The sequence below is a fragment of the Streptomyces sp. NPDC012474 genome (assembly GCF_042955185.1).
In the GTDB taxonomy this organism is placed as follows: domain Bacteria; phylum Actinomycetota; class Actinomycetes; order Streptomycetales; family Streptomycetaceae; genus Streptomyces; species Streptomyces cahuitamycinicus.
Genome location: NZ_JBIBEP010000018.1, coordinates 51,250 through 69,426 on the forward strand (window position 1 = coordinate 51,250; position 18,177 = coordinate 69,426).

The window sequence follows — 18,177 nt, forward strand, 5'->3', positions numbered from 1 at the left end:
GGGTCAACACGGTCGGTGTACCCGCCGGGCCACGACAGCGTGGAGGCCGCGGCGGCGGCTCGGGCGGGCCGGACCAGGGAGGAACCATGGACCACTCGCGCGTGCCCGTCCTGGAGGCGCTGGCGGACTTCCGCCGCCGCGGCGACATCGCCTACGGCCCGCCGGGCCACAAGCAGGGCAGGGGAGTGGACCCCCGGGTGGCGGAGATCGTCGGCCTCGACGTGTTCCGCTCCGACGTGCTCTCCCTCAACGGGCTCGACGACCGCCGCCAGTCGCAGGGCGTGTTGAGCCGGGCCCAGGAGCTGATGGCCGACGCGGTCGGCGCCGAGCACGCGTTCTTCTCCACCTGCGGCAGTTCCCTGTCCGTGAAGACCGCCATGCTCGCCGTGGCGGGGCCGGGGGAGAAGCTGCTGCTGTCGCGCAACGCCCACAAGTCCGTCGTCGCGGCCGTCGTCGTCAACGGCGTCGAACCGATCTGGGTGCACCCGAGGTTCGACGCCGAGCGGCATCTGGCCCACCCGCCCGAGCCCGACGACGTCCGCCGGCGACTCCAGGAGCACCCGGACGCCAAGGGGATGCTGCTCATCACGCCCACCGACTGGGGTTCCTGCGCCGACGTCACGGGAGTGGCCCGGGTGTGCCACGCGTTGGACGTCCCCGTCATCGTGGACGAGGCCTGGGGCGCCCACCTGCCGTTCCACCCCGAGCTGCCCGCGTGGGGCATGGACGCCGAGGCCGACCTGGTGGTGACCAGCGTGCACAAGATGGGCGGGGCGGTGGAGCAGAGCTCCGTCTTCCACCTCCAGTACGACCGTGTGTCGCCCGAGGTCCTCGCACAGCGGGAGGACCTGCTCGGCACCACCAGCGCCTCGTCCCTCGTCCACGCCACGCTCGACGGCTGGCGCCGGCAGATGGTCGAACAGGGGCACGAGCTGCTGGAGGCGGCCATCCGCCGTGCCCATCGCGTCCGGGCGGCGGCCGCCGAACTGCCGGGTCTGCGGCCCATGGGCCGGGAGATCGTGGAGGAGGGGCTCGCCGCAGACCTCGATCCGCTCAAGATCGTGATCGATGTCCGCAAGCTCGGCATGAGCGGCATGCAGGCGGTGGAGTGGTTGCGCGTCCACCGCCACGTGGACGTCGGCGGCTCGGACAGCTGCCGCATCAGCGCCTCGATCACCTGCGCGGACGACGACGAGACCGAGGAGGTGCTGCTGGACGCCCTGCGGGCGCTCGTCGAGCACGCGGACTCCGTCGAACGGCGTCCCGCGGTCCGGCTGCCCGAGCCCTCGGCGCTGGAACTGGAGCAGGCCATGCTGCCCCGCGCGGCGTTCTTCGCCCCGGTCGAGCACGTGCGGGCCGAGCGGGCGGCGGGCCGGATCGCCGCGGAGATGATCAGCCCGTACCCGCCGGGCGTACCCGTGGTGGCGCCGGGCGAGGTCATCACCGACGAGGTCCTGGACCATCTGCGCAGCGGCGTCGAGCACGGCGTCCTCATCCCCGACGCGGCCGACTCCACGGTCCGGACGCTGCGGGTCGTGGCGCGCGACGCGGTGACGCGCATGTGAGAGATGTTGAAAATGTTATTTAAGTGAATTCTGAGAAAGTTGGCATGCTTTGCCCGATTCCGGTGATCCGGAAGGTGAAGGTACTCGCTCAGCTCAGGGAGATGGTGCTATGCCTTCCAAGGAAAAGGTCATCGAGGAACTGACCGGCGTTCCGAGTGTCGACATCGAGGCGGCACTCGACCCGACCGAACTCGACGGCGTCTACCGCGACAGCCGTGAGTGCGCAGCACTGGCACTGTCCTCCGGGGCAACCAAGCTGCTGCTGTCGCCGCCGACCCCGCGCCCGAAGAAGGGCTAGTGATCGACGGGAGTAGGTAATGGAGCAGTCTGGCACTTCGACCCTCTTGCAGGGCGCGGTGCAGGACCTCGCCTCCAGTGTGGTCTCCGCCCTCCGGGGCGGAGACCACACGCGAGCGGCCGCCCCCGGGTCGGTCGACGTGGAGGAGGGAGGCCTCGCACTCGCGGCCGTCCGTGTGCTGGGAGCCGACGCGCTGCTGCCGGCCGTCCTGCTGGGCACCCCGCCCGACCCGGACGAACTCGCCGTGTTCCGCAAGTCCGTGGAGGCCTTCCCGCCCCGCGCCGACGCGGCACCCACCGTGCTGTGGAGCCACTGGGCCATGGGGCGCGCCCTGCACCGGCTCGACCCGCCGTCCGCCGCCGCCCACACCGACGGCACGGAGCCCTCCGCCGAGTGGCTCGACGGCGCGAGCTGGCAGGTCCTGACCCATCAACTCGCCGTGCTTGCCCCCCTCGCCCTGCCCGGCGGGGACTGCGCCGTGTCCCGCGTGGCGCAAGGCCGCCCCGTGGACGTCGCCCGCGGATTCGTGCGAGCGGTGCGCCGCAGGGACTGGCGGCAGGCCGCCGGTGCCGGCCGCTGGCTCACCCTGCTGCACGGCGTCCCCGAGACACTGGGTCTCGAACCGGGCCTGGATTTCGTGGAACTGATGGGCGGCCACGATCCGCTCGTCGGACTCCAGGTGACGGCGGCCCGCCGCCTGCGCACCGGAGCGCCGGTGTGACGACGGCACAGGCCCCGACGATCCGGCAGGTGGCGCGGGCCGCGCTGGCCTGGGCGTCCGCGCACCGCGCGGACTTCGCCCTCGGCGAGGACGCGCTGGCCGCCGACGGACAGGTCAACAGCAGCTGGAAGCCACTCGGCGAACTGGCCCAGGTCTGCGCGAGCGTCACCCGCCGCACGCCCCCCACCGACCCCCTGCACATCCGAGCGGCCGACCTGCTGGCCTTCGCCTGGCGGCAGACCCGCGACGGCGAGCTGTTCCTGCTGCTGCAACGGCTTGAGCCCTTCGCCACCTACCCGCTGGAGGTCTACGCCGCCCTGGCCGCGGGCGGATACCGGCATCCCGCCTACGAAGCCGCCACCGCCACCGTGGCCCGCACCCGCGGCTGGCGGCTCACCGAGCAGGAACCCACCCGCCGCCTGGGCGTCCTCAAGGCAGAGGAACGGGGCGGCGTTCGCCGGGACGAGCCCGGCGAGCAACTCCTGCGCCGCACCTGGCTGGGCGGCCTGCCCGAACCCTGGACGTTCGAGCGGCCCGCCGGATACGCGCTCACCCACGTGGTCTTCCACCTCACCGACTGGGGACGCGCCCCTCAGGGGTTCCCCACCGACCTGACCGCCTACCTCGCCGACTGGCTGCCCCCCTGGCTCGACACCTGCCTGGACGCGCGCATGTGGGACCTGTGCTGCGAACTGCTCGCGGTGGCCGCGAGCGTGCCCGGCCTGCCCGCCGACGCCGTACCGGGCGACGCCTGGGAGCGGATCGCGGCGGCCCAGGACGCCTCCGGCGCACTCCCCGAGGAGGGGGACGCCGGCGACCCGGACCAGTACTTCGGGCAGCACTACCACTCCACCCTCATGGCGGCCTTCGCGGCGGCTCTCACCGCCGGACAAGGAGCACCGGTATGACCGACACCCGCCTGATCCACACCGTCGGAGTGGGCGCCATCGAATGGCTGTGGGCCCACCGGGACGGATTCCGCCTGGAGCCCGACGTGGACCCCGAGATCGGCTTCCTGGAGCGCTTCAAGCCCGTAGGTGAACTGGCACTGATCTGCAAGGTGCTGTTCCGCGAGGGAGTGGCCGGCTCCCGCCAGGCCCAGCTGGCCCGCCAACTGCTCGACCACGCCTGGCGCGAGACCCTGGACGGCGGCACCATGCTGGTCCGCGGACAGCGGACCGAGCCGATCTCCCCCATCCCGTTCGAGGTGTACCTCCCCTTCAGGGAACTCGGCTACAGCCAGCCCGACGTCGAGCGGGCCGCCGTACTGAACCACCGGCTGGACAGCTGGGTCGCGTTCGAGACGACCCCGACCCGGCGGCTCGGCCTCTCCGCGTTCCAGCGCCGCTACGGACTCACCCCGCGCCCGCCCGAGGCCGACCTCGTGGGCGCGACCTGGCTGGCCCGCACCCCGGAACCCTGGACGGTCGAGGGCCACATCGCCTACGACGTCACCCACACCGTCTTCCACCTCACCGACTGGGGCGAGAACCCGGACGGCCTGCCGCCCGGCATCGCCGACTACCTCGCCACCTGGCTGCCGGTGTGGATCGACGACTGGCTGGACCTGGAGCGCTGGGACCTGCTCGGCGAACTCCTCGTCGTCGACGCCTGCCTGCCCCGCCCCACCCTGGACGAACGCGCCTGGCAGGCCTTCGCCGCCGCGCAGCAGCCCGACGGAGCGATGCCCGCGATCCGCACGATGCCCGAGGGCACACCCGACGAGGTGTTCGACATCGTCTACCATCCGACCCTGGTGGCCGCCTTCGCCTCGGTCCTGGCCACCTCCCGGGCCCTGTCCGGTCTGGCGCACGCGTCATGACGACCCGTCGGCCGCCCCCCTGGCCGGGCGAAGGCGGACCGCTCGGCGCCGAAGGGCCGGGTCCGCGCACGCCCGCACCGGCGGCCCCGGCCGCGGGCCCCGGTGCCGCCTCCGCGATCCGCACCCCGCGCCCCCCGGCGGCCGAAGCCGGCCCCGACGACCGGCTGCTCGCGGACGCCGTCACCGCGTCCGACGCCCCCGACGTCGTCTTCGCCCTCTCGCGCGGCGGCCGCCGCACCATCCTGAGCGGCGGCACCGCCCCGCCCTCACCGTTGCCCCGCGAGGATTTGCGCTACGAGATCGGCTCCGCCAGCAAGACGTTCACCGGCCTCCTCCTGGCCCGGCTGACCGACGCCGGCGTGCTGTCCGGAGGCGAACCGGCCACCGCTCTCCTGGACGGCGGACGGCCCGTCGGCGCGACCCCGGTGACGCTCGCCCACCTGATCACCCACACCTCCGGACTGCCCGCCCTCCCGTCCGGCTTCGTCCGCCAGGGCCTGCCCGCCTGGCGCACCAACCCCTACGCCCGCTTCCCGGCCACCCGGGTCGTCGACGCCTACCTGCGCCACCGGCAACGGCACCGCCCGGGCACCCGCTGGCGCTACTCCAACTTCGGCGTCGCCGTCCTCGGACACGCCCTGGCCGCCGCGACCGGCACACCGTGGGAGGACCTCATCACCGGCCAGGTGCTGCGCCCGCTCGGCCTCGACGGCACGACCCTGCGCGCGGACGACTCCGGACTCGACGCCGTCGGACACGGCAGGGACGGCAGGACACCCGTGCCGCCCTTCGACGCCGGCGGCTTCCAGGCGGCCGGTGCCGTACGGGCCACGCCGTACGACCTGCTCGCCTTTCTGGAGGCCCACCTGCGGCCGGACGACGCGCCACCGGACCTCGCCCCCGCCCTGCGCGCGGTACGCCGCCCCGTGCTCCGCCGGGGCCTGACGCACCGGCACGTGCACACCATCGCCTGGTTCCGTCACCCCACCGGCGGCGGGCCGATGTTCTTCCACAGCGGCGCCACCCTCGGCCAGCAGGCGTTCCTGGGCTTCCGCCCCGACACAGGCACGGCACTGGCGGCCGTCTGCACCCGCCGCTTCCGCGCCCGGGACCCGTTCGTCGCCACCGCGTACGCGCTGCTCGCGGAGGACCGGCCGGACCCGCCCGGCGCCGACGGCACGTGCCGCGCCGGCGCCGGACAGCCCTGACCCCTCGTCACACCCGCTGCCACAGGGCCGGGGTGCGGGCGGGGACCCAGGGGCCCTGGGCCTGGTGCGTCTGCAGACACTGGTAGCGCACACCCGCGTGCGTCACCGTGACGCCCGCCTCGTACACGCGGCCCGCGGCCCACGTCGGGGCGGCGTTGCCCTGCGGCGCCGGGGACTCGGCCTCGGCGGTCTTCAGGGTGAGGCCGAACTCGCTGAGCAGCGGGTTGACCGGCTGGTAGAACGTGGTGCCGCCGGTCGTGCAGTCGCCGGTGCCGCCGGACGTCACGCCCTGGGCCTGGACGCCCGAGACGTACGGCCCGCCGGAGTCGCCCGGCTCGGCGCACACCGTCGTCCGGGTCAGCCCGTCCACCCGGCCCTCGGCGTAGCTGACACTGGTGTCGTGCTGCTCGACCTTGCCGCAGTGCCACCCCGTGGTGGACCCCGAGCGGCAGACCGCCGCCCCGACCAGCGCCTGGACCGAGCCGGTGACCTGCACCGTCTGCCCGCCCTCGCCCTTCACGTTCGGCGTGGCCTTCCACGGGTCGGTGACGGCCACCCACGACATGTCCTTGCCGGGGAAGGTCGAGGCCTGGAACGTGCCCTGGTCCGCCTGGTTGTGCCCGGTCGTCTTGGCGCCCTGCTTGCCGCAGTGGCCCGCCGAGGCGAAGCCCTCCTGCTCGCCCTTGGTGACGGAGAAGCCGATGGAGCAGCGGGCGGCGCCGTCGATGTAGTAGGCGTCCCCGCCGGTGAGATCTTCCATGAGCCGCGGCCGGTTCGCCGTGACCCGCACGCTCACGCTCTTGCCGTCGAGACCCGCGGCCTTGACGAACGCCGCCGCGGCGGCCTTGCTCCCGGCCTCCACCACGACCCGGTTGGCCGGGATGTCGACGTACCACAGCGGCGTCTCGCGGGTGCTGACCCGGGCGGCCGCCGCGTCCAGCTCCTGCTTGGCGGCCCGCAGGTCGCGCAGCGCCTTCTTCACGACGGTCGCCTTCGCGCCCTGCGCCGTGATGGCCGGCACGTCAGCGGCGTCCGTGGTCGCCACCACGAGTTCCTGCGATGTCGTGCCGCGCAGCCAGGCCCCCGCGAAGCGGTCACCCAGGGCGTTGCGCAGCAGCCCTGCCCGGGTGCCCGCCTCCGCCTCGTTGACCAGACGCCGGGACGCCTGGGCAGGGGTCAGCCCGAGGTCGCGCTCCATGGCACGCAGCACCGGAGCCGAGGGCCGGTCGGCGCCGAGGGTCTGGGCGGCCGTGGGCAGGGGGCCCGCCGCGGGCGTCGGCTCGGCCGCCACGGCGGCGGGGATCCCGGTGGCGACGAGCGCGCCGAGCGCGGTCAGCGCCACCCGGCGACCGGTCACGGCATGTCTGTGGACCATGCGATGCGTCTCCTTCGATCTCAGCGTTCGGTTTCGGGTGTCGATCGTGGTGAGCTCCCGCACAGGCCTTGCCGGAACCGCCCGGTGCGATGCCCCGGGCCGCCCCGTTTCGCGCTTTGGTGCGGGGAACGGCGCCATGTGCAGTACGGGCGGACGCCTCACACGGACTTCAGGCCGGGCGAACCCACCTCGGTCACGAAGGACGCGGTCGTGGAGATGCCCCCGCCGGGCGTGGTGATGGCCGAGACGGTCCGGAAGTCGACCTGGGCGTTCTCGCGGCCCATGTCGACCCGGACGTAGCCGCGCCGGCCGTCGAAGTACTTCATGTGGGGGTTGGCCTTCATGTACGTGTCCCACTCGCCCGGCTTCGCGGTGCCGTTGCCGCCGCTGGCGACGGAGGTGCAGGTGAACTCCGTGCCGACCGTCCTGGAGGCCGGGTCGTCGAAGTCCTCCTTGATGTCGAAGGCGTATCCGACGTGGACGTCACCGGTGAGGACCATCCAGTTGTCGACGCCGGCGGCCTTCGCGCCCGCCATGACGCGGCTGCGGGAGGCCCGGTAGCCGTCCCAGGCGTCCATGGAGACCCGGGCCGGTTCGGTCAGGTCGAACTTGCGCTGGGAGAAGCACACCTGCTGGGGCAGTACGTGCCACAGCGCGTTCGACTTCTGCCAGCCGTCCAGCAGCCAGCGCTCCTGATCGGCGCCGGTGAGCGTGCGGGCCGGGTCGTCCGACTCGGCGCCCGGCGCGTGCGGCCGGTCGCTGTAGGCCTGGTCCGAGCGGTACTGGCGGGTGTCGAGGATGTCGAACTGGGCGAGCGATCCCCAGCCCAGCCGCCGGTAGAGCCGGGCGTCGGGCCCGTTCGGCAACTGCTCGGCGCGCAGCGGCTGGTTCTCCCAGTACGCCCGGTAGGCCGCGGCCCGCCGCACCAGGAACGCCTCCGGGGCGCTGCCCTTCTCGTCGTAGGCGCCCGCGTAGTTGTTCTCCGTCTCGTGGTCGTCCCAGGTCACGACGAACGGGTGCTGGGCGTGTGCGGCCTGCAGGTCCGGGTCGCTCTTGTAGAGCGCGTAACGCAGCCGGTAGTCCGCGAGCGTGGTCGCCTCGCGGTTGAACACGTCGGGCAGCTTGCGGTCGGTGTAGCGGCGGGCCCCGCCCGCGGAGTCCACGGCGTACTCGTACAGGTAGTCGCCGAGGAAGAAGACCACGTCGACGTCCTCCTGCGCCAGATGCCGGTGGGCGGTGTAGTAGCCGTCCTGGTAGGCCTGGCAGGCGACGGCGGCCAGCCGCAGGCTGTCGGTGTCGTCGCCCATGGCCGGTGCGGTGCGGGTGCGGCCCACGGGACTGATCCAGGTGCCCACCCGGAACCGGTAGTAGTACTCGCTGTCCGCCCTCAGCCCCTTGACGTCGACGTGCACGCTGTGGGCGTACTCGGGATGGGCCGTGGCGGTCCCCTGCTGCTCGACGATGACGAACCACTCGTCCAGGGCCACTTCCCAGGAGACGGCGACCCGCTCCTGGCCGAGGCCGCCGTCCTCCGCGAACGGCTGGGGCGCGAGCCGGGTCCAGATCAGCACGGAGTCGGACAGCGGGTCCCCGGAGGCGATGCCGAGGGTGAACGGGTTGTCGGTGATCCGTGCCGCGTCGAGTTCGCGGGCGGCGGTGGCACCGCGCGCCGGCCGGTTGGTGCTGAAGGCGAGCATCGCGGCGGCCGCGGTGACGGTCAGGAAGCGACGGCGGGCCAGGTGCGGCGCCGCGCTGCGCAGTACGGCGTCATGAGGGGAGAAGGCATGCTCGGAGGGTGGTCTTTGACGGCCCGTCAGCGCCATCTGATGTCCTCTCGTACGGGGCACGTGCGCCCCGAGTGGACGCGTGGGGACATCGCCGACGTGCGGAGCGCGGAGTTCGCATGCTAAGCAGACAAAATGCCTGAAGCGGGCACGACGTGCGGGGGGTTCACACCACAGGCGGTACCCGGGTGCTGCGGTGCGCCGGGCGGCGGACAACGCAAACCGCCGCCGGCGAACGCCGGCGGCGGAGGGGAAGGAGCCCGCTCAGCGGGCCTGTTGTGCGGCGGCGCCGGTCGCGGCGGGCTCCCGGACCGGCAGGTGGTAGACGTGGAAGGCCCGGCCGATGACCGGCTGGGCGACGTTGCGCACCCGCACACCGCCGCTCGTCATGCCGTGCTCGGTGCCGGCGTGCGCGTGCCCGTGCACCGCGAGGTCGGCGCCGGCGGTGTCGATCGCCTCGGCCAGCAGATAGCTGCCCAGGAAGGGGTAGATCTCCAGCGGCTCGCCGGCCAGCGTGTCCGCGACGGGGGAGTAGTGGGTCAGCGCGATCCGCGCGTCACAGCCCTCCTCGCCCAGTCGCTCCAGTGCGGTCCGCAGCCCGTCGGCGCTCCGGCGGGAGTACCGGACGAACTCCTTCATGACCGGCTCGCCGAACTCCCCGGCGCAGCGGCCCACGAAACCGCCGCCGAAGCCCTTGGTCCCGGCGACGCCGATCCGCGCGCCGCCGCTCTCCACGACTGTCCCCTGCCCCTCCAGCACCTGCGCGCCGGCATCCCGGAGGATGGCCGTGACCTCGTCCGGACGGTCGTCGTGGTGGTCGTGGTTGCCCAGGACGGCGACGACCGGAACGGCGAGGTCCTGGACCTCCCGGGCCACCACCCGCATCTCCTCGGGCGTGCCGTGCCGGGTGAGGTCCCCGGCCAGCAGCAGGAGATCGGCGCACTCGGGCAGGGTCTCGAAGGCGGGGCGGAGCACGCCCTGGCTCTCGGGCCCCATGTGAATGTCTCCGACGGCTGCGATGCGGATCATGAGAGCTCCTCCGCATGGTCGGGGGAGGACGCCTCGGTGACCACGAGGTCGCTGTGCACGGGGAAGCCGGCGAGCTCCTCCTCCACGGTGCGCACGATCTCCTCGCGGCAGGGCGCCGAGGGCACGGTGCCGGTGAGCAGCACCGCCCTGCCACGGGCCTCGACCCGTACGCCCAGTTCACCGAGTTCGCCGGAGGCGAGACGGTCCTGGAGGTGGGCGATGCGGTACTCCAGGTTCTCGGCGGGCGGCCCGCCGCCCGCGTCCTGTGAACCGAGGGTGCTCATGTGGGTGCTCCTTCAGATGACGTTCAGGCGCTCCAGGAGGAAGAAGAACGCCGCGGGCATGGGCTCGTCCCCGCACTCGCGCCGCACCCGCTCCCAGTCGACCTTCTCCCGCAGCGCACGCGCGATGGGCAGGGCCGCCCCGAAATCGCAGTGGTGCTCGGAGAACGCGGCGGTCAGGCTCCACAGCAGATCGGTCGGGGCCAGCACGGGCATGCGCACCGAGTCGACCGACAGCTCTTCGGCCCGCTCCAGCATGTCCGCGCCGACCGGCCGGTGCGCCAACTCGAAGATGATGTCGACCGGCTGCCCGAAACACGTGGCCTTGATCAGCCAGTCCTCCGGCGGCGTGTAGACCGTCAGCCCGGCTTCGCGCAGCGTCGCCGCCACCGCGTCCGCGTCCTCGGGGCGGATCGCGAAGTCGACGTCGTGCTGCATGTTCTTCTCGCCGCCGTGGGCGTACGCGGCCACGCTGCCGGCCAGGGCGAACAGGTGCCCCTTGCGCTTCAGCAGAGCGCCGACCTGCTTGGCCGCCTCCAGGATCGCCTGGTTGCGGTCCAGGGGCAGCTCCTGCGGCGGCTGGTCCGCCTGCGGGTCCTGTGGTGGCGCGGGCTCGGCTCCCTCCGGAGCCGTCCGGAGGTCGGGGATCCCCGGTCGCCGGACGAGCGTCGCGTCATCACCGTTCTGCGTCATGACCACTCCTTCGCCGAACCGGACACTCCGCTCCGTGCGGTGCCCGGACCCGAGACGGCCTGTTTGCCTGCACTGAGTACCCGGCGCTCCCGACCCGACACGGACGGCTTCCGAAGGCCGTCGGCCCCGCACGATGTCGCCTCCCTCCAGGGCCGGTTGACCAGCCTCGCGACTCCCGGGCCGCCGCGGGAGCGTGCGGTGCCCGCGGGAACGTGCGGCACATGGACGCGCCCGCTGCATGCTCCGCGCCGTCCCGCGTTTCGGCGTGGATGGGCTGTCCAGTGGCACGGGATCCGCGCCGTCCCGCGTACCGCCGCCGACGGGCCGCCCAGCGGCACGGGATCCGCCTCGCCCCGCGGGCCGTCGGCCTTCTCGTCCGGCGCGTCGTCGCAGGCGACCGGCCGCTCGTCGCCCCCGCCCCCGCCGGACGCCCGGCGACGTCCACGTGGCCGCCCCCGGTGACGACCGGATGCGCCGGGCGGCCGGCCCTTTCCCGGGTGGCGGCTCGCTCGTTCCCTGCCCAGCCTGGGGCAGGGCCGGACCGCCCGGCCGTTCACCCCTGAGGGAGCCCTGATGCGCACGTTGTCGTACGCCCTGCTCACTGCCCTGACCGCCACCGCACTCGCCGTGCCGGCTGCTGCCGCCGCCCTCCCGGCAGACGTCACCGCGAGCCAGTGCGTCGCCGGTGGCGGCATGATCGTCATCTCCGCCGTGGGTGACGGCTCGCCGTCCTACACCAAGCGCTGCATGGGCGGGGTCCACGACGGCGAGACGGTGCTCTGACACCCCGGCCGAACAAGACAAGCGCGTCCCCCTACAAAAGCGGAATATGGGGCCAGGAGCTGGGAAACCGGATGAGGCCGCAGGACAACGCGCACGTGGAGGTCGACATGAACCAGGAGACATCTCGTTCGCCCGATCTTCCGCAGCCCTTGCGGGCCATGGCCTCGGGCCTCAGGCACCTGCCCGGTGCGGAGCAGGTGGGCAAGGTGGCCACGGACGCGCTGGACAGGATCGGCGCGGTCTCGCCGCGCGGCCGCCGGATGGCCGTCTACGCCGGCGCCGGAGTGCTCGGCGTGGCCGGACTGGTGGAATGGCCGGTGGCGGTGACCGGCGCGGCCGTCGCCTGGCTCACCCAGCCGCACCCCGGGCAGCGGCCCGACCACGCGTCCCCGAACGGCGGAACACCGGCCGGCGAGGACGGGGACCGCCGCTCCGCCCGGGACGACGAGGACACCTCCGCGTACGGACCCGGCGGCAGACTCGCCGCCTCCCACTACCGGCACGACCGGCCGGAACAGCACGTCCATGAACAGCCCGCCAAGGTCGGCGACACCGCCACCGCCTCCGCGCTGAAGCAGGTCGCCGAGGCCACCGCGCACCACGGTGAGGAGCAGCCCCACGGGCAGACACACGACAGCCGCCCCACCGGCTGAGTCGGGACAGCAGCAGATGCTCACACGCTTCGACGTCACCCCACTCGTCGGGGCGGTGGCCGGCGCGGCCGCAGGCGCCGCCCGCGGCGCCGCCCGATCGGTGACCTCCGCCTACGACACCACCCGCCGCGTCCGCAACGTCGCGCGCAACGCCCTGACCGGCGACCGGCACTGGACGGCCGGCCGGCGCCTCCACCTCGCACTGCGGCACTCCGGCGGCGACGCCGAAGCGATCGCCCACAAGGTCGCCCAGGAACTCGTCGAGCACCCGGACGTGCTCACGGCGTACTGGGACGGGGGACTGGCCCGCCTGGTCGTCACCGTGGCCGAGGACGCCGCCACCGACCGCGTCACCGAGCTGGCCACCGCACTCGCCACCCGCCTCGGCCTGGCCGAGGGCGCCGACCCGAACGTCCGCGACACCCGCCACCCCGGCGACCCCGCCGAGGTGCGCGTCACCGCGGCGGCGATCCTGCTGGACGCCGCCGGCGCGGCCGGAGCCCTGGCCGGCCGGTCCCTGCGGCTGCCGCCCACCTCGCGCGTCGTCACCGCCACCGTCACGCTGCTGCGTGAGAACCCCCGCTTCCGGGCCCTGCTCCGGCAGCGGTTCGGCACGTCCGGCATGGAACTCCTCCTCGCCGCCGCCAACGCCGCCACCCACGGCATCGGCCAGACCCCGCTGGCGCTCGTGCTCGACGGCATCCTGCGCGGCAACCAGCTCACGGAGGCGGTGGCCAGGGCCGCGGCCTTCGAGGCGCTGCACGACGACGTCTGCCACGCCGAGCGCACCAGCCTGGCCTGCCCCACGGACGCCCGGCCGCCGCTCAAGGTGACCCCCGCCGCGGAGTACGCCTCGCACGCCAGCACCGGCAGCCTCGCCGGTGCCGCCGCGACCCTCCTCGTCACACACAGCGCGAACGACGCCGCCGAAGCGGTCCTCGCCGGGTCCCCGAAGGCGGCCCGGTACGGACCGGCCGCCTTCGGCGCGACCCTCGGCACCTTCCTCGCCCACGCAGGGATCCTCCTGCGCGACGGGGAGCGCCTGCGCCAGCTGGAGATCGCCGACGCCCTCGTCCTGCACGCCGACGCCCTGCGCAGCCTGCGGCAGGACGACACCGACGACGGCCTCCCCGACGACCCGGTCCACCCCTTCGCCGAGGCCGTCCTGGACGCCGCCCGCCGGGCAGGACTGCACGTCGTGATCGCCGGCGGCTCCGACCTGAAGGACATCACCCGGCTCGCCGACGAGGTCGCCCCGAGCGCCGAGCCGTTCGAAGACGTCGTACGGGCCCTGCAGGACGACGGGCACGTCGTCGTGACCGTCGCCCGCCTGGACGAGTCCGGCGAGGGGCACGTCGTGGCCGGACTGCCCGCCGGTGACGTGGCCATCGCCCTCACCGACGGAGGGGGTGCCGTCTGCTGGGGCGTCGACGCGCTGGTCCCCGGCGGCCTCGCCGACGTCTGGCGGCTGCTCACGGCGATCCCCGCCGCCCGGCGCGTGGGACGCCGGTCGCAGACTTTCGCCCGCGCCGGAGCGGCCCTCTCCGGGCTCCTGGTCGCCCGCGGCGGGCAGCCCCCCGGCCGACGCCTCCTGTGGCCTCTCACCCGGCACGCCCCCGTCAACATCGCCGCCGCCGGCGCCCTGATCACCGGCTGGGTCGAAGCCGTCCGCGTCGCCCGGGCCACCCCGCCCCAGCCCCGCCTGCACATTCCCTGGCACGCCCTGGAACCCCACGAGGCCCGCGACCGGCTGCGGCGCGCCGACCACGACGGCGAGCCCCGCGGGCTCGCCCTGCTCGCCGGCCGCTCACGGCAGCAGGCCGCACGCCTGGCCCGGCACCCGGCCGCCGCCCCCGCCCGCTGGACATGGCAGGCGGCCGGCGCCGTACGCCGCGAACTCGACGACCCGCTGACCCCTGTCCTCGCCACGGGCGCCGTCGCCTCGGCCCTGCTCGGCTCGGTCGTCGACGCGCTGCTCGTCGTCGGCGCCATGGACCTCAACGCCGTGACCGGCGGACTCCAGCGACTGCGCGCCGAACAGGCCCTGGCCCGGCTCGCCGCCCGGCAGCAGCCCAAGGCCCGCAAGCAGGACAGCCGCAAACGGACGGTCACCGTCGACGCCGCCCGGCTGCGGCCCGGGGACGAGATCAGCCTCGGCCCCGGCGACGTCGTACCCGCCGACGCCCGGCTGCTGGACCTCGACGGTCTGGAGGTCGACGAGTCGGCGCTCACCGGCGAGTCCCTGCCGGTGACCAAGACCGTCGAGGCCACACCCGGCGCGCCCGTGGCGCAGCGCACCTGCATGATCTTCGAGGGCACCACCGTCGTGGCCGGCCGGGCCACCGCCCTCGTCGTGGACACCGGCGACCGGACCGAGGCGGGCCGGGCCGTCTCCCTGGCCGCCCGTACCCCGCCGCCCGCCGGCGTCCAGGCACGGCTCCAGGAACTGACCCGCAAGGCACTGCCGGTGACCTTCACCGGCGGCGCCGCCGTGACCGGGCTGTCCCTGCTGCGCGGCAGCCCCGTCCGGCGCGCCGTCAGCGGCGGCGTCGCGGTCGCCGTCGCCGCCGTACCCGAAGGGCTCCCGCTCGTCGCGACCGTCGCGCAGATGGCGGCGGCCCGCCGGCTGTCCCGCCGCGGTGTCCTGGTCCGCACCCCGCGCACCCTGGAGGCACTCGGCCGGGTCGACACCGTCTGCTTCGACAAGACCGGCACCCTCACCGAGAACAAGCTGCGCCTGGTCCGCGTCGCCACGGCCGACGGCACCGTACTCGCCACGGACACCGACGAGGCCACCCCCATCGTGCGTCTGGCCGCGCGCGCCTGCCCGCAGGAGGAGACGGGGGAGGGCCGCCGCGTCGCGCACGCCACCGACGAGGCCGTCCTCGACGTAGCCCCGCCCGACGAGGGCTGGGCACCCACCGGCGAACTGCCCTTCGAGACCCGCCGCGGCTACGCCGCCGCGATCGGCCGCGACGGCGACCCGGACATGGGAGAACTTCTCGTCGTCAAGGGCGCACCCGAGACGATCCTGCCCGCCTGCCGGGACCTTCCGGCCCACGCCTGGGACACCGCCCACGAACTGGCCGGGCAAGGACTGCGCGTCCTGGCCGTCGCGCGCCGCGCCTGCCGGGCCGATGCCGCCGAGGCGGAACTCGACCTGCCGCTCGCCGACCTGGAGTTCAGCGGCTTCGTCGCCCTCGCCGACGTCCCGCGCGACACCTCGCACGCCCTGCTCGCGGAACTGCGCCGCTCCGGCATCCTGCCCGTCATGCTCACCGGCGACCACCCGGAGACCGCCCGCGCCATCGCCCTGCAACTGGGCTGGCCGGAGGAGACCGAGGCCGTGACCGGCGACGAACTCGTCGCCATGGAGCGCCGCGAACGCGTCCGGGTGCTGCGCGGCGCGGGCGTCATCGCCCGTGTCGCACCCGAGCAGAAGCTGCACGTCGTGGAGGCCCTGCAACAGGCTGGGCGGGTCGTGGCGATGGCCGGCGACGGCGCCAACGACGCCGCCGCCATCCGGGCCGCCGACGTCGGGGTCGGCATCGAGTCCCGCGGCTCGGCCGCCGCCCGCAACGCCGCCGACCTCGTGCTCACCACCGGCGACCTGTCCGTCCTCGTGGACGCGGTCGCCGAGGGCCGCGCCCTGTGGCGCAGTGTCGCCGACGCGGTGAGCATCCTCATCGGCGGCAACGCCGGCGAGGTCGGCTTCAGCGTCCTCGGCACGCTGCTCGCCGGCGCCTCGCCCCTGTCGACCCGTCAGCTGCTGCTGGTCAACCTGCTCACCGACATGTTCCCGGCCATGGCCGTGGCGGTCACACCCAGCAACGACCCCTCGACCGCGGAACACGCCGCGACCGGTCCCATGAGCCTCGACGTCCTCGGCGCACCCCTGCTGCGCTCCATCCGCCGACGCGGCGTCACCACCTGCCTCGGCGCGATCACGGCCTACCTCATCGGCCGCCTCACCCCCGGCACCGAACGCCGGTCCACCACCATGGCCCTGTGCGGTGTGGTCGGCGCGCAGCTCGTGCAGACCCTCTCCGGACGGCGCCACAGCACCCTGGTCTGGGTCACGGCCCTCGGCTCGGCCGCCGTCCTCGCCGCCCTCGTCCAGACTCCCGGCGTCAGCCACTTCTTCGGCTGCACCCCGCTCGGGCCCGTGGCCTGGGCCGGCGTGGCCCTGGCCATCGCCCTGTCGGCCCTGGCTCCCCGTCTGGAGCGCCTCCCGGCGGTCCACGCCCTCTACGACTCCGCGGCACGACTCGCCCCGCGCCTCAACGACCTGGTCCGGCACGCCCGGCAGCTCTTCGAGAGCGGGATCGCCGCCCCGGTGGCCTAGGGGGCGAGCACAGCTGGAGGCAGCGATGAGATGGGGGGTGCGAGCACAGCGGGAGGCCGCCACCACGTGCAGTGGTGGCGGCCTCCCGCGCCCGGTCAGACCTGGCCGCGCCAGGCGCCCGTCTCCGCCCCGCGGGCCTCCATGAACTCCTTGAAGCGCCGCAGATCACCGGAGACCTGCCGCTTCACGAAGCCGAGCTTGTCACCCACGGATTCGGCCACGCCATGGGGATCGAAGTCCATCTGCAGCATGACCTTGGTCGTGTCGTCCTGAAGGCGGTGGAAGGTCACCACACCGGCCTGCCGTGCCTCGCCGCCCACCGTGGTCCAGGCGACGCGCTCGTCCGGGACCTGCTCGGTGATCTCGGCGTCGAACTCCCGCGCCTGTCCGCCGACCTTCGTGACCCAGTGCGTGAGGGTGTCGGTGCGCTGCTCGATGCGCTCGACACCGTCCATGAACTCGGGGAAGGACTCGAACTGCGTCCACTGGTTGTACGCGGTGTGCACCGGCACGCGGACCTCGATGGATTCCTCTACCTGCGACAAGGCGATACCTCCCTTTCTCGTTCGTGAGCGGCGGCCGGGTACCAGATCTCGCGGCGCTCACTCATCGTCATCACAAGTTGTCCGGCCAGGTGTCCTATCCGCCTCTCGCGGGGTACCCGGCCCGCAACCACGGACCGGGAGGTGATCGCCATGACGGACACGCACCGCACGGCCTACGCCGCTCCCCGCACGGGAAGCGCGCCGGCGGCCGGAGAGGAGCCGGTGGGCGAGCTGGTGCAGCGGGCCACCGAGCAACTGACCGACCTGGTGCGCGGCGAGATGCGCCTCGCCCGGGCGGAGATGACCGAGAAGGGCAAACGCTTCGGGAAGGGCGGCGGCCTGTTCGGCGGCGCCGGTGTACTCGGCTTCGTCACCCTGCAGGCCCTGGTCGCCACGGCGATCGCCGCCCTGGCCGTACCGCTGCCGGTGTGGGCGGCGGCGCTGATCGTCACCGGCGTGCTGGCCGTCGCCACGGGCGTGGCGGCGCTGGCCGGCCGCAAGCAGGTGCGCAGTGCCGGCCCGCCCGCCCCGCAGCAGACCATGGACAACGTGAAGGCCGACGTGGCCGAGATCAAGGAGAGTGCACAGCGATGACCCAGCCTCCGCACGACGAGCCGACCGCCCGCAGCCAGGAGGAGCTGCGCGAGCAGGTCGAGCACACCCGCCACGAACTCGGCGACACGGTGCAGGCACTGGCGGACCGGGCCGACGTCAAGACCCGTGCCCGCGAGAAGGCCGGCGCGGTCAGGGAGCAGGCCGGGGCCAAGGCCCAGGCGTGGAGCGGGCAGGCCAGGACCAAGGCCGCGCATATGGCCCACACCGTGGAGGAGAAGCTGCCCGAGCCGGTGAAGCAGAAGGGCACCGCCGCTGCTCAGGGCGCGAAGGAGAAGGCCGCCCAGGCCGAGCAGGTCTGGCAGGACAAGGCCCCGCAGCAGGTGCGCGACCACCGGGCCGCCCTGCTGGCGGGCGCCGGTGCCGTACTCGTGGCCTGCCTGCTGATCCGCCGTCGCGGCAAGCGCTGAGCGTCGGCGACACCCGGCCCCCGTCGCCGCTTGCGGTGGCGGGGGCCCGCACG

Annotated in this window: 17 protein-coding genes; 11 read left to right on the forward strand and 6 right to left on the reverse strand. The window is 74.0% G+C overall.

The window, feature by feature from the left end:
* Positions 1–86: 86 nt before the first annotated feature.
* From ACFY9S_RS31375 to ACFY9S_RS31400, 6 genes are all read left to right on the forward strand, one after another.
* Positions 87–1,565 (forward strand): aminotransferase class I/II-fold pyridoxal phosphate-dependent enzyme, encoded by a 1,479-nt coding sequence (locus tag ACFY9S_RS31375; RefSeq protein WP_391135007.1) that lies wholly within the window; start codon positions 87–89, stop codon positions 1,563–1,565.
* A 109-nt stretch (positions 1,566–1,674) separates the two neighbouring features.
* Positions 1,675–1,863: a hypothetical protein gene (locus ACFY9S_RS31380; protein ID WP_030853640.1), complete on the forward strand. Its 189-nt coding sequence runs from the start codon at positions 1,675–1,677 to the stop codon at positions 1,861–1,863.
* A gap of 19 nt (positions 1,864–1,882) precedes the next feature.
* On the forward strand, positions 1,883–2,584 hold the full coding sequence (locus ACFY9S_RS31385) for a hypothetical protein (protein WP_391135010.1): 702 nt from the start codon (positions 1,883–1,885) through the stop codon (positions 2,582–2,584).
* Complete coding sequence (locus ACFY9S_RS31390; protein ID WP_391135013.1) at positions 2,581–3,492, forward strand: DUF6895 family protein; 912 nt, start codon at positions 2,581–2,583, stop codon at positions 3,490–3,492. The genes ACFY9S_RS31385 and ACFY9S_RS31390 overlap by 4 nt, the downstream gene beginning before the upstream one ends.
* On the forward strand, positions 3,489–4,406 hold the full coding sequence (locus ACFY9S_RS31395) for a DUF6895 family protein (RefSeq protein ID WP_391135016.1): 918 nt from the start codon (positions 3,489–3,491) through the stop codon (positions 4,404–4,406). The genes ACFY9S_RS31390 and ACFY9S_RS31395 overlap by 4 nt, the downstream gene beginning before the upstream one ends.
* Positions 4,403–5,614 carry a serine hydrolase gene (locus tag ACFY9S_RS31400; protein ID WP_391135019.1) on the forward strand — a complete coding sequence of 404 codons (1,212 nt, stop codon included), beginning with the start codon at positions 4,403–4,405 and terminating at the stop codon, positions 5,612–5,614. Before ACFY9S_RS31395 ends, ACFY9S_RS31400 begins: the two co-directional genes overlap by 4 nt.
* A 7-nt stretch (positions 5,615–5,621) precedes the next feature.
* Here the strand turns inward: ACFY9S_RS31400 and ACFY9S_RS31405 are convergent, their stop codons facing one another.
* The 5 genes from ACFY9S_RS31405 to ACFY9S_RS31425 form a co-directional block, all read right to left on the reverse strand.
* Positions 5,622–6,989 (reverse strand): alpha-lytic protease prodomain-containing protein, encoded by a 1,368-nt coding sequence (locus ACFY9S_RS31405; RefSeq protein WP_391135022.1) that lies wholly within the window; start codon positions 6,987–6,989, stop codon positions 5,622–5,624.
* Between the two features lie 158 nt (positions 6,990–7,147).
* Entirely contained in the window at positions 7,148–8,812 is a 1,665-nt protein-coding gene (locus tag ACFY9S_RS31410; protein WP_391135024.1) for an alkaline phosphatase D family protein, read from the reverse strand.
* A 225-nt stretch (positions 8,813–9,037) separates the two neighbouring features.
* Positions 9,038–9,802 carry a metallophosphoesterase gene (locus ACFY9S_RS31415; protein ID WP_391135027.1) on the reverse strand — a complete coding sequence of 255 codons (765 nt, stop codon included), beginning with the start codon at positions 9,800–9,802 and terminating at the stop codon, positions 9,038–9,040.
* Positions 9,799–10,086: a BON domain-containing protein gene (locus ACFY9S_RS31420; protein WP_102912213.1), complete on the reverse strand. Its 288-nt coding sequence runs from the start codon at positions 10,084–10,086 to the stop codon at positions 9,799–9,801. The genes ACFY9S_RS31415 and ACFY9S_RS31420 overlap by 4 nt, the downstream gene beginning before the upstream one ends.
* Positions 10,087–10,098: 12 nt before the next feature.
* On the reverse strand, positions 10,099–10,776 hold the full coding sequence (locus tag ACFY9S_RS31425; RefSeq protein WP_391135030.1) for a nucleotidyltransferase family protein: 678 nt from the start codon (positions 10,774–10,776) through the stop codon (positions 10,099–10,101).
* Between the two features lie 573 nt (positions 10,777–11,349).
* Here ACFY9S_RS31425 and ACFY9S_RS31430 point away from each other — a divergent pair.
* The 3 genes from ACFY9S_RS31430 to ACFY9S_RS31440 all read left to right on the forward strand — a co-directional run bounded on the left by ACFY9S_RS31430 (position 11,350) and on the right by ACFY9S_RS31440 (position 16,557).
* The gene (locus ACFY9S_RS31430; protein ID WP_102912215.1) at positions 11,350–11,559 is read left to right on the forward strand and encodes a hypothetical protein; all 210 of its coding nucleotides are present in this window, start codon (positions 11,350–11,352) and stop codon (positions 11,557–11,559) included.
* A 71-nt stretch (positions 11,560–11,630) separates the two neighbouring features.
* Positions 11,631–12,212 carry a hypothetical protein gene (locus tag ACFY9S_RS31435; protein ID WP_391135032.1) on the forward strand — a complete coding sequence of 194 codons (582 nt, stop codon included), beginning with the start codon at positions 11,631–11,633 and terminating at the stop codon, positions 12,210–12,212.
* 16 nt (positions 12,213–12,228) lie between these two features.
* Positions 12,229–16,557, forward strand: coding sequence for an HAD-IC family P-type ATPase (locus ACFY9S_RS31440; RefSeq protein WP_391135034.1), 4,329 nt, complete (start codon positions 12,229–12,231; stop codon positions 16,555–16,557).
* 95 nt (positions 16,558–16,652) lie between these two features.
* Here ACFY9S_RS31440 and ACFY9S_RS31445 read toward each other — a convergent pair whose 3' ends face one another.
* Entirely contained in the window at positions 16,653–17,102 is a 450-nt protein-coding gene (locus ACFY9S_RS31445) for an SRPBCC family protein (protein WP_391135036.1), read from the reverse strand.
* Positions 17,103–17,252: 150 nt separating this feature from the next.
* On the opposite strand from ACFY9S_RS31445, the gene ACFY9S_RS31450 reads away from it, so the two are divergent.
* Positions 17,253–17,696 (forward strand): phage holin family protein, encoded by a 444-nt coding sequence (locus ACFY9S_RS31450; RefSeq protein WP_391135038.1) that lies wholly within the window; start codon positions 17,253–17,255, stop codon positions 17,694–17,696.
* Positions 17,693–18,124 carry a DUF3618 domain-containing protein gene (locus ACFY9S_RS31455; RefSeq protein ID WP_102910639.1) on the forward strand — a complete coding sequence of 144 codons (432 nt, stop codon included), beginning with the start codon at positions 17,693–17,695 and terminating at the stop codon, positions 18,122–18,124. The genes ACFY9S_RS31450 and ACFY9S_RS31455 overlap by 4 nt, the downstream gene beginning before the upstream one ends.
* Positions 18,125–18,177 lie beyond the last annotated feature (53 nt).